The 13,026-nt window shown below is 73.5% G+C and carries 13 protein-coding genes and 1 tRNA gene; 8 read left to right on the forward strand and 6 right to left on the reverse strand.

What is annotated here, in order from left to right; all coding sequences use genetic code 11:
* The 3 genes from VR45_RS16790 to VR45_RS42400 form a co-directional block, all read right to left on the reverse strand.
* Positions 1-904 (reverse strand): LCP family protein (locus tag VR45_RS16790; RefSeq protein ID WP_234325999.1); only part of this gene is annotated, 904 nt, incomplete at its 3' end.
* A 182-nt stretch (positions 905-1,086) separates the two neighbouring features.
* Positions 1,087-2,430: a hypothetical protein gene (locus tag VR45_RS46960; protein WP_045940574.1), complete on the reverse strand. Its 1,344-nt coding sequence runs from the start codon at positions 2,428-2,430 to the stop codon at positions 1,087-1,089.
* A gap of 34 nt (positions 2,431-2,464) precedes the next feature.
* Positions 2,465-3,268 carry a hypothetical protein gene (locus VR45_RS42400; protein WP_052709149.1) on the reverse strand — a complete coding sequence of 268 codons (804 nt, stop codon included), beginning with the start codon at positions 3,266-3,268 and terminating at the stop codon, positions 2,465-2,467.
* 204 nt (positions 3,269-3,472) lie between these two features.
* Between VR45_RS42400 and VR45_RS16805 the strand changes: the two genes are divergently transcribed.
* Positions 3,473-3,757 carry a hypothetical protein gene (locus VR45_RS16805; protein ID WP_045940575.1) on the forward strand — a complete coding sequence of 95 codons (285 nt, stop codon included), beginning with the start codon at positions 3,473-3,475 and terminating at the stop codon, positions 3,755-3,757.
* A 73-nt stretch (positions 3,758-3,830) separates the two neighbouring features.
* Here the strand turns inward: VR45_RS16805 and VR45_RS16810 are convergent.
* Positions 3,831-3,903: transfer RNA gene (locus VR45_RS16810), tRNA-Lys, on the reverse strand.
* Positions 3,904-4,319: 416 nt separating this feature from the next.
* Between VR45_RS16810 and VR45_RS16815 the strand changes: the two genes are divergently transcribed.
* From VR45_RS16815 to VR45_RS16845, 7 genes are all read left to right on the forward strand, one after another.
* The gene (locus VR45_RS16815; RefSeq protein ID WP_045940576.1) at positions 4,320-5,231 is read left to right on the forward strand and encodes an aromatic prenyltransferase; all 912 of its coding nucleotides are present in this window, start codon (positions 4,320-4,322) and stop codon (positions 5,229-5,231) included.
* Between the two features lie 177 nt (positions 5,232-5,408).
* A complete protein-coding gene (mvk, locus tag VR45_RS16820; protein ID WP_078896587.1) occupies positions 5,409-6,446 on the forward strand; it encodes a mevalonate kinase in 1,038 nt (345 codons plus the stop codon).
* Positions 6,436-7,497 carry a diphosphomevalonate decarboxylase gene (gene mvaD, locus VR45_RS16825; RefSeq protein WP_078896588.1) on the forward strand — a complete coding sequence of 354 codons (1,062 nt, stop codon included), beginning with the start codon at positions 6,436-6,438 and terminating at the stop codon, positions 7,495-7,497. Before mvk ends, mvaD begins: the two co-directional genes overlap by 11 nt.
* Complete coding sequence (locus VR45_RS16830) at positions 7,494-8,753, forward strand: phosphomevalonate kinase (protein WP_063772496.1); 1,260 nt, start codon at positions 7,494-7,496, stop codon at positions 8,751-8,753. Before mvaD ends, VR45_RS16830 begins: the two co-directional genes overlap by 4 nt.
* Positions 8,750-9,832 carry a type 2 isopentenyl-diphosphate Delta-isomerase gene (gene fni, locus VR45_RS16835; protein WP_045940577.1) on the forward strand — a complete coding sequence of 361 codons (1,083 nt, stop codon included), beginning with the start codon at positions 8,750-8,752 and terminating at the stop codon, positions 9,830-9,832. Before VR45_RS16830 ends, fni begins: the two co-directional genes overlap by 4 nt.
* Positions 9,829-10,887, forward strand: coding sequence for a hydroxymethylglutaryl-CoA reductase (locus VR45_RS16840; RefSeq protein ID WP_030397801.1), 1,059 nt, complete (start codon positions 9,829-9,831; stop codon positions 10,885-10,887). Before fni ends, VR45_RS16840 begins: the two co-directional genes overlap by 4 nt.
* Before the next feature lie 2 nt (positions 10,888-10,889).
* Entirely contained in the window at positions 10,890-12,065 is a 1,176-nt protein-coding gene (locus VR45_RS16845; RefSeq protein WP_045940578.1) for a hydroxymethylglutaryl-CoA synthase, read from the forward strand.
* Positions 12,066-12,290: 225 nt separating this feature from the next.
* Here the strand turns inward: VR45_RS16845 and VR45_RS46965 are convergent, their stop codons facing one another.
* Together VR45_RS46965 and VR45_RS16850 are read right to left on the reverse strand one after the other, a co-directional pair.
* Positions 12,291-12,446 carry a hypothetical protein gene (locus tag VR45_RS46965; protein ID WP_157855447.1) on the reverse strand — a complete coding sequence of 52 codons (156 nt, stop codon included), beginning with the start codon at positions 12,444-12,446 and terminating at the stop codon, positions 12,291-12,293.
* A 23-nt stretch (positions 12,447-12,469) separates the two neighbouring features.
* A complete protein-coding gene (locus VR45_RS16850) occupies positions 12,470-13,006 on the reverse strand; it encodes a hypothetical protein (RefSeq protein WP_234326000.1) in 537 nt (178 codons plus the stop codon).
* Positions 13,007-13,026 lie beyond the last annotated feature (20 nt).

The raw sequence follows: 13,026 nt of genomic DNA on the forward strand, positions 1-13,026 counted from the left end.
TCTGCGGGCCCTTCTTCAGGACCACGGCGCCCTTGCTGGGCAGACTGTCGTTGAGGTCCTTCTCGTAGATGTCCTCGGGCAGGCAGACATCGACGCCGTCCACCGCCTTGGTCATCGCCGAGAAGCCCTGGAAGTCCACCACCATGGTGTGGTCGACCCGGATCCCGGTGAGCTTCTCCACGGTGTTCTGGGTGCAGGCGGGGTTGCCGTCGTCGGTGCCGCCGGTGGAGAAGGCCGCGTTGAACAGCTCGCTGTTCGTCCCCTTGCTCCACTTACCGTTGGGCAGCTTGCAGGACGGTATGGCCACCATCGCGTTGCGCGGTATGGAGATGCCCACGGCGTGCTTGTGGTCGGCGTAGACGTGCAGCAGGATCGTGGTGTCCGAGCGGGCGCCGCCGTCCTCGCCGCCGCCGAGGTCGGAGTTGTTCTTGCCCCGGCTGTCGGAGCCGATCAGCAGCAGGTTGACGGGCTTGTTGCCGTCCGCGTCGGCCTGCGCCTCCGGCGGGCGGTCCTTGGCTATCGCGTCCGCGTCGAAGGACTTGATGTTGCCGTTGAGCTTGTAGTAGATCAGCCCACCGCACCCGGCCACCAGGACGAGCGCGCCGGCGGCGGACCAGGCGGCGATCTTCTTGACGTCGCGCTTCGGTTTGCGGGCGGCGGCCCTGGCCGCGGCCCGTCCGCCGCCACCGGCCGGGGGCGGCCCGGCCTGGGCCTGAGGCGTTCCGGCCTGGGCCTGGCCCGGTTTGCCCTGGGCGGCCCGTCGGGCCTCGGCGCGGCCGCCGGGCCGGGGCCCGGGCACCGAGGCACCGGGTGTGCCGGGTGCACCGCCGGCGGCACCGTCGGCCGTGAGCGCACCGGGCGCGTCGTCACCGCGAGCCGGACCCTCGCCCCACTGACCTGACATGCCTGAACCTTTCACCGGCGGACGCTGCGCCCACTACGACCGGACGCACTGCACACAGAGAGACGGTCGAGACCGCTCCCGGGTTGCACGTACGACGGTCGCAATAACCGACGAACACCCCCGGCCGCGCCGTCCGCGGCCCTCCGTACGGGTCCGATGTCCCCCAACGAACCCACTTTGGATCATACAAACCGATCGTCAGAGTGCATCGCTCGCATGCTCGGCGTGGTCAGCTGTAATCCCGACCGCCTCAATCGCGGCACCTGCGGCACTGGCGGCGCCGGTGGTCCGGCGACGGACGGTCCACCGCCTTCCGGCACGACCGGGCCGAGCAGCAGCACCAGTCCGAACAGGCGTCGCTCGGCGCTCTCCGCACAGGCCGCCCGCCCGGTCAACCCGAATTCGTCCAGCTCGCGGACCGCTGTGGAGACCTGGCCGGAGAGTTCGCGCAGGGAGAGCGGATCCGGCAGCGCGACCAGCTGGTCCAGCAGCGCCAAGGTAACCGCGAAGCCCTTCAGCTCCTCCAGCAGCGAAGGCCAAGGCCGTCGTCCGCCCGCACGGTCCCGGATCAGCGCGCAGACCAGCTCGCGTACTCTGCCGACCAGTTCTCCCAGCAGCAGCAGCTCCGGCGGAGCACCGGAGGACGTTCCCGGGCCGGCACCCGAGGCACCCGCGACACCGGGCAGTGCCGCGGCCCAGTACCCGCCCCGCCCCGGTGGACCCTCGAAGCGGTACCAGCCGTCCCCCGCGATGCCGAGCACCCGCCCGGCCCTGCCGCCGAGTCCGGCAAACACCTCCTCCTCCACCACCACGGCCAACAGCCCGGGGGCGAGTCGGCCTGCGGCAGACTCGCGCCTCGCCACCAGCGATCGCACCCTCCGGCTGCTGCGGACCCATTGGTCCTCCCACTCCTCGGACCCGCGCCGGCCGATCCACAGGGCCAGCGCTTGCGGCGGCACATGCCGGGGCAGCTCCGCGACCAGGTGGCGCACCCAGAGGCCCAGCGAGGGGCGGTCCACCCGTTCCGGCAGGAGGTACAGCACCCCGTCCCCGGCCTGCTCCGCGGCCGCCGGCTCCTCCCAGCCCACGAGTCGGGCGGCCGCCTCGAGGATCGCCGCCACCCAGCGAAGGAACGGCTCCTGTCGTTCCGCGCCGAAGAACTTGACATCGAGGGTCACGAGCAGGCGGCGCTGCCCGTCCAAGTGGTGGAAGGAGACATCCTCCATCGGGGCCACCTCCAGGGCACGGGCGTCCGGCCAGCGCTCCGGGCCGGGGTGGGGCTCGACCTCCTCCAGCGCGAGCCCCGGGGAGACCGAGGACTCCGCCAGGGTGCCCAGGAAGCTCCGCAGGTCGGGGGTGAGACCGCTGGTGTCCACCTCGGCCGGGCCGTCCGGCGGCACGGACAGCCCCGCCAGCTCGGCCGCCCAGGCGGCGGTCTCCGCGTCGGCGCCGCCCGCCGACGACAGCACCTGTCGAGCCCAACGGATCAGGTCGCCGGTGACGGCCTCGGGCATGGGATTGGTCATGAGTGCGTCCTCCTCCGTTCTGGTCTGTCGGGCTCTACTGGCCGGCATCGAGCGTCCCGCGGAACCGCAGCATCCGCATGGCCACCGCGTCCGCCGAGATGCCGAGTACTCGGCCGATCTCCCCATCGGACATGCCACAGGCCCGTCCGTACACGATCTGTGCGATCACGCGGCACCGCTCCGGACCGATGCCCGGCTGCAACCCGGCGATCAACTCCTCGGCGGCGGCCAGTCCGTGCTCCGCGTCGCCGAAGACCTCGTCGGCCGCCGGGCCGGTGCCGTGCGCGGTCTCGGGCAGGCCGTCCGCCGGCAGCGGTTCGGGCTCCCGCCGGTGCTCGCGCAGCCAGCGGCGGTGGGCGTCGGGGAAGGCGAGCAGCACCGCGCCGACGAAGTACGAGGCGAGCGTGGCGCCGCCGTCGCAGTTCCAGTCGCCGCCGACGAGGGCGTGCTCACGGAACCGGTGCCAGGCGAGCGTGACCGCCTCGCCGACCACCGACTCCCGTTCGTCGAGCCGCTCCCGCAGGGCCGTCCGCTCGGCCTGGTCGCCCTGGAGCGGGCGGCCCTTGTCGAAGCAGCGGCGGTATATCTCGCCGGTGGTGATCCAGCGGTGCAGGGTCCGCCGGCCGCGTTCCAGCAGCCCGGCCTCCAGCACCACGTACTCGGGGCCGGTCCAGCCCCGGGCGGCGAGCCGGTCCACGAGCGCCTGGTCCGCCTTGCGCCGGACCGCGGACTCGTCGGTCGCGGCCGACGGGGCGGCCGCAAGCCGCTCGGCGGCACCGGGAGCTCTACGGGGTGGCGTCGGTTGCGGCCAGGCACCGCTCCGCTCGACCTGCACCATCGACCCTCCTGAAAATCAAGCGCCGCACACCGCGCTGCCCTCGACCGGCGTTATAGGCACCGGTCCGCGGATCGCCAACGGTCAGTCAGAACAATTGTCCGCCAGGGCATTTGGCCGGTCCCGGCGTGGGGAGCGGGGCAGGTCGGCGCCTATGCCGGTGGTGACCGGGTCCGCCGGACCCGGCCCACCGCGCAGGAGTGCACCATGTCGCACCAGCCCCAGCAGAACCCCGACCCCGCGGCCGACCCGGCCACCCGGGGCGCCACGGTCGCGCAGGTCGCCACGGCCCCGGCCCTCGTATCCCCGGTCGCCGCGTCATCGGTCGCCGCGGACGGGCCGCAGGACACGGCGGCGGCGCCGGTGCTGGACCTGCGGATCGGCGGGGTCCGGCTGCTGCTCGAAGTGCCCGCCCGGCTCCATGTGCTGGCCTCCGGCCTGATCAGCTCGGGGATCGCGGCCGGCCTCGGCTACCTGGTCGCCCACCGCTGACCGCCGGCGGGCCGGGGCGCCGGACGACGAAGGCCCGGGTCGGAGGTTCTCCGGCCCGGGCCTTTCGCATCGGTGGGGCGCCAGGGGCTCGAACCCTGAACCTACGGATTAAAAGTCCGCTGCTCTACCCATTGAGCTAGCACCCCGACACCGTGGACATCATGCCAGACCGGGCCGCCCCGTGCCGCCGAATACCCCCCGCGTCCGGGATCCCGGGGTCGGACCCGGGGGCGTGACCCAGGTCACTTTCCGGGGGGCTTGGCCCCCGGGCGGGGCGCGTGTCACTATTTCTGCACGCCCACCCTGCCCAAAACCCGTTCCGGGGGCGGGTGTTGAGTGCCAGAACCGCCGGTCCGCGCAGGTCGGACCAGGTCTTCGGTCGGCACGGCAGTGATTCCCTCGGTTCGTCCGTCACCCGCGTGTGCCTCGGCGTACGCACCCGCCCGGTGTCCGGTGCGGGTGTCCGGCCCGCGGCTGACGGCTGTGCGACGTCGCGCTGTGTACGACCCGCGACGAACCCCCCGATCCACACAGACGCCACGATTGGACAGGTGGAAGAAGAATGTCGGAAAGCGCCTTCCTGGAGGACTTCTACACGGCCATCGAGGGAACCGCCCGCGTGGTGGACGTGCCCTTCGAGCGCGAGACGGTGTGGCCGATCCTGACCGCCTACCAGGACGTGCTGCCGGAGTCGGTGATCTCCTTCCGGGTGCAGAACAGCCCGCTCGGTGCCGATGACCTCGACTGCCGGTTCACCATGCTCCCCCGGGGCCTCGACCCCTACGCCGTCGCGCTGGCGAACGGCCTGGCCGAGAAGACCGACCACCCCGTCGGCAAGCTGCTGGCCGAGGTCCACGGCGAGCTCCCGATCGACAGCTGCGGCGTCGACTTCGGGGTCCGGGCCGGGTTCACCAAGACCTGGTCCTTCCCCACCATCGAGCGGCTGCTGACGGTCCGCGAGGTCGCCGCGCTGCCGTCGGCGCCGGAGGGCATCACCGCCAACCTGGAGCTGTTCGACCGCTACGGCCTGTCGGACATCGTCAGCACCGTCGGCATCGACTACGGCAGCCGGACCGTCAACCTCTACTTCGGCGGCGGGGCCTCCGGCCGGGTGCCGCGGGAGACCTTCGCGCCCGAGGGCGTCCGCTCGCTGCTCGCCGAACTGGGCCTGCCGGCCCCGAGCGAGGAGCTGCTGACCTTCAACGAGAAGGCGTTCGTCATGTACGCCACGCTGAGCTGGGACTCCCCGAAGATCTCGCGGATCACCTACTCCGTCATGACGCCCGAGCCGCTGGCGCTGCCGGTGACCGTCGCCCCGCAGATCACCCGGCTGGTCCAGGACGCCCCGTACAGCACCGAGGGCCGCAACTTCGTCTACGGCGTGACGGTCACGCCCAAGGGCGAGTACCACAAGATCCAGTCGTACTACCAGTGGCGCCGACCGGTCGAGAAGATGCTCGTCGCCGAGCAGTAACACGCGGCACCCGCACCACCCGGGCCTGCCGGGGACCCGAACACGGTCCCCGGCGGGCCCTTTTCCGTCCCGGCCCGGGCCCGCGTGCCGCGCCCGACGCGGCACCCGGGCCCCGCCGGCGGATTCCCGCCCGCCACCGGATTCCTTCCTTCCGAGAACTCTGGATGAGCGATCTCCATGCAGAAACGAAACGGGGAGCTGAGTTCGTTGTCCCTACCCGCCGCACCCGAGGGGTTGTCGGAGAACCGCGGCGCCCGGCCGGTCGGCACCGGCCGGGCCCGGGCCAAGGCGATCGTGCTGGGTGAGCACGCGGTCGTCTACGGAGCCCCGGCGCTCGCCCTCCCGCTCCCGCAGCTGGGTGTCACCGCCACCGCCGGGTACTCCGCGCAGTCCCCGGCCGACCCGGACGACTTCTCCCTCACCATGACCGGCTCCGAGTCCCGGCCCAAGGCCGCCCAGGCCTCCGGCGGACTGCACCGGCTGACCGCCGAGTTCCGGGCCGCCATGGGCGTGCCCGACCGCCTGCACCTCGATGTGATCATCGACTGCGCGATCCCGGTCGGCCGCGGCCTCGGCTCCAGCGCCGCCTGCGCGCGGGCCGTGGTGCACGCGCTGGCCGACCTGTTCGAGCGCGAGGTCACCCCGCAGCAGGCGTTCGACCTGGTGCAGACCGCCGAGAACGTGGCCCACGGCCGGGCCAGCGGCGTCGACGCGATGGCCGTCGGCGCGACCGCCCCGCTGCTGTTCCGGGCCGGCCGGGCCGAGGAGCTGCCGATCGGCTGCGACGGCCTGTTCATCGTCGCCGACAGCGGCGTGGCGGGCCGGACCAAGGACGCCGTCGAGCTGCTCCGCGAGGGCTTCCGGCAGCGGCCGGGCACCCAGGAGGCCTTCCTGCGCCGGGCCTCCGAACTGACCGGGACCGCCCGGCTGGCACTCGCCGAGGGCCGGCCGGAGCAGCTCGGCGCCCAGCTCACCGACTACCACGAGCTGCTCCGCGCGGGCGGCCTGAGCACCGACCGGATCGACGGGATGGTCTCGGCCGCACTGGCCGCCGGCGGCCTCGGCGCCAAGATCACCGGCGGCGGCATGGGCGGCTGCGTGATCGCGCTGGCGTCCGAGGAGTCGGCCGCGGAGGTCACCCGCGCGCTGCTCGCCGCCGGCGCCGTCCAGACCTGGTCCGTACCGCTGAGGGAGTACCCCGGCCATGGCCGCTGAGCAGCCGACCGTCACCACCCGCCCGCGCCCCGGCACCGGGAGCGCCGCCGGGGACGCCACCGCCGTCGCCCACCCGAACATCGCGCTGGTCAAGTACTGGGGCAAGCGGGACGAGCAGCTCGTCCTCCCCTGGACCGACAGCCTCTCGATGACCCTGGACGTGTTCCCGACCACCACCCGGGTCCGGCTCGACCCCGGGGCCGGGGAGGACACCGTGACACTCGACGGCGCGCCCCTGGACGGCGAGCCGCGCCGCCGGGTGACGGCCTTCCTCGACCTGGTCAGGGAACGCGCCGGAAGCCCGCTGCGGGCCGTCGTGGACACCCGCAACACCGTCCCCACCGGCGCCGGACTGGCCTCCTCCGCGAGCGGCTTCGCCGCGCTGGCCACCGCCGCCGGCGCCGCGTACGGACTCGGCCTGGACGCCACCGGGCTGTCCCGGCTGGCCCGGCGCGGCTCCGGCTCGGCCTCGCGCTCCGTCTTCGGCGGCTTCGCGATCTGGCACGCCGGGCAGCCGGACCGCGGGGGCGACCCCGACCTCGGCTCCTACGCCGAACCGGTCCCGGTGCCGGTGGCCGCGCTGGACCCGGCGCTGGTGGTCGCGGTGGTCGACGCCGGCCCGAAGGCGGTGTCCAGCCGCGAGGCGATGCGGCGCACCGTCGCCACCTCGCCGCTGTACCGGCCGTGGGCCGCCTCCAGCCAGGCCGACCTGGCCGAGATGCGGGAGGCGCTGCAGCGGGCCGACCTGGACGCGGTGGGCGAGGTCGCCGAGCGGAACGCGCTCGGGATGCACGCCACCATGTTGGCGGCCCGCCCGGCGGTGCGCTACCTCTCGGCGGCCACCGTGACCGTGCTGGACGCGGTGCTTGAGCTGCGTCGGGCCGGGGTGTCGGCCTGGGCGACCATGGACGCCGGTCCCAACGTCAAGGTGCTCTGTCGGCGGTCCGAGGCGGACCGGGTGGCCGGGGTGGTCCGCGAGGCCGTCCGCGGCGGTTCGGTGCACATCGCCGGCCCCGGACCGGGCGCCCGGCTGCTGGACGCGGACGCGTGACCACCGGCCGCCCGCCGGTGGTCCGGCGCGCGCCGGGCAAGCTGTTCGTCGCGGGCGAGTACGCGGTGGTGGAGCCGGGCAACCCGGCGGTCCTGGTGGCGGTCGACCGGTATGTCACCGCCACCGTCACCGAGCCCGCCGGGACCGGGACGGCGGTCTCCTCCGACCTCCTCGCGGCGCCGGTGCGCTGGCTCCGCCGGGGCGACCGGCTCGACCCGGTCGGGGTCGAGGACGCCGACCGGGCCCGCCGGGAGCTGGCCCATGTGCTCGCCGCACTCCGGACCGTCACCCGACTGCTGGTCGAACACGGGCGCCCGGCGCCGGAGTTGGACATTGCGATCAGCAGCGAGCTGCACCAGGACGGGGTCAAGTTCGGCCTCGGGTCGAGCGGTGCGGTGACCGTGGCGACCGTCGCGGCGGTGGCCGCGCACTGCGGTCTGACGCTGTCGGCCGAGGAGCGGTACCGGCTGGCGCTGCTGGCCTCGGCCGAACTCGACCCCAAGGGCTCCGGCGGCGACCTGGCCGCCAGCACCTGGGGCGGCTGGATCGCCTACCGGGCCCCCGACCGGGCCGCCGTGCTCGACCTGGTCCGCCGGCGGGGGGTGGCCGGGGCGCTGGCGGAGCCCTGGCCGGGCTTCGAGGTGCGCCGGCTGCCGCCGCCCCCGGGGGTGGCGCTGGAGGTCGGCTGGACCGGCACCCCCGCCTCCACCACGGAGCTGGTGTCCGGGCTGCACCGCAGGGCCTGGCGCGGCACCCCGCCGCACCGCCGGTTCGTGGCCGCCAGCGCCGACCTGGTGCGGGCCGCCGCCGACGCGCTCGAACACGGCGACCGGCCCGCGCTGCTGGACAGCGTCCGGCGCGCCCGCCGGGAGCTGGCCCGGCTCGACGAGGAGGCCGGGCTCGGCGTCTTCACGCCCGCCCTGACGGCGCTGTGCGACACCGCCGAGGCCGTCGGCGGCGCGGCCAAGCCCTCCGGCGCGGGGGGCGGTGACTGCGGCATCGCCCTGCTGGAGGTGCCGGACACCCGGACCGCCCCGGAAGCCCCGGAAGCCCCTGGCGCCCGCGCCACCCCCGACACCCGCGCCACCCCCGACGCCCCGGGCACCCGGACCGCCCCGGGTCCCGCCGCGTCCCACAACTCCCACGCCGGGGCCACCGGCGCCTCGCCGGACATCGACCACCTACGGGAACGGTGGGCCGCGGCCGGGGTGCGACCCCTGGACCTGCGTCCCGCCACGGAAGGGAACGAGGAATGATCTCTCAACGCAAGGACGACCACGTCCGGCTCGCGGTCGAGCAGCAGCACGGCCACGTCGGACGCAACCAGTTCGACGAGGTGACGTTCGTCCACCACGCCCTGGCCGGGATCGACCGCCCGGACGTGTCGCTGGCCACGGACTTCGCCGGCTTCTCCTGGCCGGTCCCGCTGTACATCAACGCGATGACCGGCGGCAGCGAGATGACCGGCAGAATCAACCGGGACCTCGCGATCGCCGCCCGGGAGACCGGGGTGCCGATCGCCTCCGGTTCGATGAGCGCCTACTTCAAGGACGAGTCCTGCGCCGGCACCTTCAGCGTGCTGCGCGAGGAGAACCCGGACGGCTTCGTCCTGGCCAACGTCAACGCCACCGCCTCGGTCGACAAGGCGCGCCGCGCCGTCGACCTGCTGAAGGCCGACGCGCTGCAGATCCACATCAACACCGTCCAGGAGACGGTGATGCCGGAGGGCGACCGCTCCTTCTCCGCCTGGGTGCCGCAGATCGGCCGGATCGTGGAGGGCGTGGGTGTCCCGGTCATCGTCAAGGAGGTCGGCTTCGGCCTCAGCCGGGAGAGCGTCCTGGTCCTGCGCGACCTGGGCGTGCGGGTGGCCGACCTCGGCGGCCGGGGCGGCACCGACTTCGCCCGGATCGAGAACGGCCGGCGCGACCTGCGCGACTACACCTTCCTGGAGGGCTGGGGCCTGTCCACCGCCGCGTGTCTCCTGGACAGCCGGGGCGTGGACCTGCCGGTGCTGGCCTCCGGCGGCGTGCGCCACCCGCTGGACGTGGCCCGGGCCCTGGCGCTCGGCGCCAACGGCGTCGGGGCGTCCGGCACCTTCCTGCGCACCCTGATGGACGAGGGCGTGGAGGCACTGGTCACCCAGCTGACCAGCTGGCTGGACCAGTTGGCGGCGCTGATGACCATGCTCGGCGCGGCCACCCCGGCCGCGCTGACCGGCCGGGACCTGCTGATCCAGGGCACCCTGCGCGAGTTCTGCGCCGACCGCGGCATCGACACCGCGCAGTTCGCCCGGCGTTCCGCCGCCGGGACCACCACCACCGGAGGCATCCGATGACCGAGGACCACGCCATCGCCGGCGTCCCGATGCGCTGGGTGGGTCCGGTGCGCATCTCGGGCAACGTCACCACCACCGAGACCCATGTCCCGCTGGCCACCTACGAGTCGCCGCTGTGGCCCTCGGTGGGCCGGGGCGCCAAGGTCTCGATGCTCGCCGAGCAGGGCATCGTCGCCACCCTGGTCGACGAGCGGATGACCCGCTCGGTGCTGGTCGAGGCGACCGACGCGGGGACGGCGCTGGCCGCCGCCCGGAGCATCCGGGACCGCTTCGCGGAGCTGCAGGAAGTGGTGCGCGGCTGCAGCCGGTTCGCCGAACTCGTCGGCGTCCGGCACGAGATCAACGCCAACCTGCTGTTCGTCCGGTTCGAGTTCACCACCGGCGACGCCTCCGGGCACAACATGGCCACCCTCGCCTCCGACGTGCTGCTGCAGCACCTGCTGCAGACCGTCCCCGGCATCTCCTACGGGTCGATCTCGGGCAACTACTGCACCGACAAGAAGGCCACCGCGGTCAACGGCATCCTGGGCCGGGGCAAGAACGTGGTGACCGAGCTGCTGGTGCCGCGGGAGGTCGTCACCGGGGTGCTGCACACCACCGCGGCGAAGATCGTCCAGCTGAACATCCGCAAGAACATGCTCGGCACCCTGCTCGCCGGCGGCATCCGCTCGGCCAACGCCCACTTCGCGAACATGCTGCTCGGCTTCTACCTGGCCACCGGCCAGGACGCGGCCAACATCGTCGAGGGCTCGCAGGGCGTCGTGATGGCCGAGGACCGCGACGGCGACCTGTACTTCGCCTGCACCCTGCCGAACCTGATCGTCGGCACGGTCGGCAACGGCAAGGGGCTCGCCTTCGTGGAGACCAACCTGGCCCGGCTGGGCTGCCGGGCCGACCGCGAGCCCGGCGAGAACGCCCGCCGGCTCGCCGTCATCGCGGCGGCGACCGTGCTCTGCGGCGAGCTGTCGCTGCTCGCGGCGCAGACCAACCCGGGCGAGCTGATGCGCGCCCACGTCCACCTGGAACGCGGCAACACGGAGAAGGTCGGGGTATAGCGATGTCCAACGGGGCCACTGTCGGAATTCACGATCTGTCGTTCGCGACCACCGAGTTCGTGCTGCCGCACACCGCGCTCGCGGAGTACAACGGCACCCCGATCGGCAAGTACCACACGGGCATCGGCCAGCGGTCGATGAGCGTGCCGGCCGCCGACGAGGACATCGTCACCCTGGGCGCCGCGGCCGCCGCGCCGATCGTCGCCCGGCACGGCACGGACGGGATCCGGACCCTGGTGTTCGCCACCGAGTCCTCGATCGACCAGGCGAAGGCCGCGGGCGTGTACGTCCACTCGCTGCTCGGCCTGCCGTCGGCGACCCGGGTGGTCGAGCTCAAGCAGGCCTGCTACGGGGCCACCGCCGCCCTGCAGTTCGCCCTCGGCCTGATCCACCGCGACCCGTCCCAGAAGGTCCTGGTGGTGGCGAGCGACGTCTCCAAGTACGAGCTGGACAGCCCCGGCGAGGCGACCCAGGGCGCGGCCGCCGTGGCGATGCTGGTGACCGCGGACCCGGCGCTGGTGCGGATCGAGGACCCCTCGGGCCTGTTCACCGCGGACGTGATGGACTTCTGGCGGCCGAACTACCGCGACGCGGCACTGGTCGACGGCCAGGAGTCCATCGGCGCCTACCTCCAGGCGGTGCAGGGCACCTGGAAGGACTACTCCGAGCAGGGCGGCCGGCCGCTGGAGGACTTCGGCGCCTTCTGCTACCACCAGCCGTTCACCAAGATGGCCTACAAGGCGCACCGGCACCTGCTGAACTCCGCCGGGCACGACACCGACGAGGCCGCCGTCGAGCGGGCCCTCGGGCGCACCACCGGGTACAACGCGGTGATCGGCAACAGCTACACCGCGTCGGTGTACCTGGGCCTGGCCGCGCTGCTCGACAGCGCGGAAGACCTCGACGGGCAGGCGGTGGGCTTCCTCAGCTACGGCTCGGGCAGCGTCGCGGAGTTCTTCGCCGGGACGGTGGTGCCCGGCTACCGGGAGCACCTGCGGACGGAGGCGCACCGGGCGGCGATCGAGCGGCGGCAGCCGATCGGCTACGACCGCTACCGCGAGCTGCACGAGTGGGGCTTCCCGACCGACGGCGGCGACCACCCGACCCCGGCCGGGACCACCGGGCCGTTCCGGCTGGCGGGCATCGGCGGGCACAAGCGGATCTACGAGAAGCGCTGACGGCGAGGGGTTGTCCGACAATTCACGTCGCATGAGCGCGAATTGTCGGACAACCCCTGAGGGCCGGGGCTCTCCTTCGCGGAGAGCCCCGGCCCCTCGTGCGGCGCCCCGGCCGCCGTGCGCGGCCGGTCCCGGAGCTCCCGCGGATCCGTTGACGGGCGGTGTTCCCGCCCGCCCGGCAATGGATCCGCGGGGTTGTCGCGCCGGGTCGGCACCGGCGGCCGGTCAGGACCGGCGGCGCAGGGCGATCTCGGTGAGTTCCTGGATGTCGAACTCCGAGCGGCCCGGTGTGCCGTAGCGGGTGATCTTGCCGCGGCTGACCCACTTGCGGATGGTCGCCTCCGAGACGCCCGCGGCGAGCGCGGCCACGTTCGTCGGCACGAGCCGGTGCCTGGGCGGCCGGCTCAGACGGCCGCCGTTCGCGGTTGGTCCAAGAGGTGCCGTAGCGTGAGCCATTCGCGTATCCCCCATGAATGTCCGGACGAGCAGCCGACGCTGGTCCGTCCCCCGTTGTGGTGCTGCGGTGAGGCGTCGATCGTCCCGGGGCAGCCGTCCACCACGCAGGCCCGGGTGGGCACCGCGCGGTCGCCGGCCTCGGGGTCGATCGCGTTGAGCAGTTCGAGCCGCAGGTCCTCGATCTCGTCGGCGAAGTCGGCGGCCGGCGGCTGTGCGGTGAGCCAGTCCAGGTGGCGCCCGAGGAACCGGGTCAGGTGCGGCACCGAGCGGATCACCGCGGTGGTGCCGAGCCGCTCGGCGGCGAAGCGCGACCAGGACTCCAGGATCGCCACGATGTTGTTGCGGGCGTCGATCGCGGACAGGTTCAGCCGGTCCCGGCGACGGCTCCCGGAGACCCGGGTCGGGTTCCGCCGCCGGGGCTCGGTCTGGATGTGGTGCAGGCACTCCTGGTGCAGCTCCGGGAGGGCCCGCAGGGTGTGTTCCAACTGCCTGATGCACGGGCCGC

Source organism: Streptomyces sp. NRRL S-495 (assembly GCF_000966955.1).
GTDB lineage: Bacteria > Actinomycetota > Actinomycetes > Streptomycetales > Streptomycetaceae > Kitasatospora > Kitasatospora purpeofusca.

Coding starts and splice junctions, on each gene's coding strand:
- fni (WP_045940577.1), top strand. CDS start 8,750: ATGATCTCTCAACGCAAGGACGACCACGTCCGGCTCGCGGTCGAGCAG.
- VR45_RS46960 (WP_045940574.1), bottom strand. CDS start 2,430: ATGACCAATCCCATGCCCGAGGCCGTCACCGGCGACCTGATCCGTTGG.
- VR45_RS16840 (WP_030397801.1), top strand. CDS start 9,829: ATGACCGAGGACCACGCCATCGCCGGCGTCCCGATGCGCTGGGTGGGT.
- mvk (WP_078896587.1), top strand. CDS start 5,409: ATGCAGAAACGAAACGGGGAGCTGAGTTCGTTGTCCCTACCCGCCGCA.
- VR45_RS16815 (WP_045940576.1), top strand. CDS start 4,320: ATGTCGGAAAGCGCCTTCCTGGAGGACTTCTACACGGCCATCGAGGGA.
- VR45_RS16805 (WP_045940575.1), top strand. CDS start 3,473: ATGTCGCACCAGCCCCAGCAGAACCCCGACCCCGCGGCCGACCCGGCC.
- VR45_RS16845 (WP_045940578.1), top strand. CDS start 10,890: ATGTCCAACGGGGCCACTGTCGGAATTCACGATCTGTCGTTCGCGACC.
- VR45_RS42400 (WP_052709149.1), bottom strand. CDS start 3,268: ATGGTGCAGGTCGAGCGGAGCGGTGCCTGGCCGCAACCGACGCCACCC.
- mvaD (WP_078896588.1), top strand. CDS start 6,436: ATGGCCGCTGAGCAGCCGACCGTCACCACCCGCCCGCGCCCCGGCACC.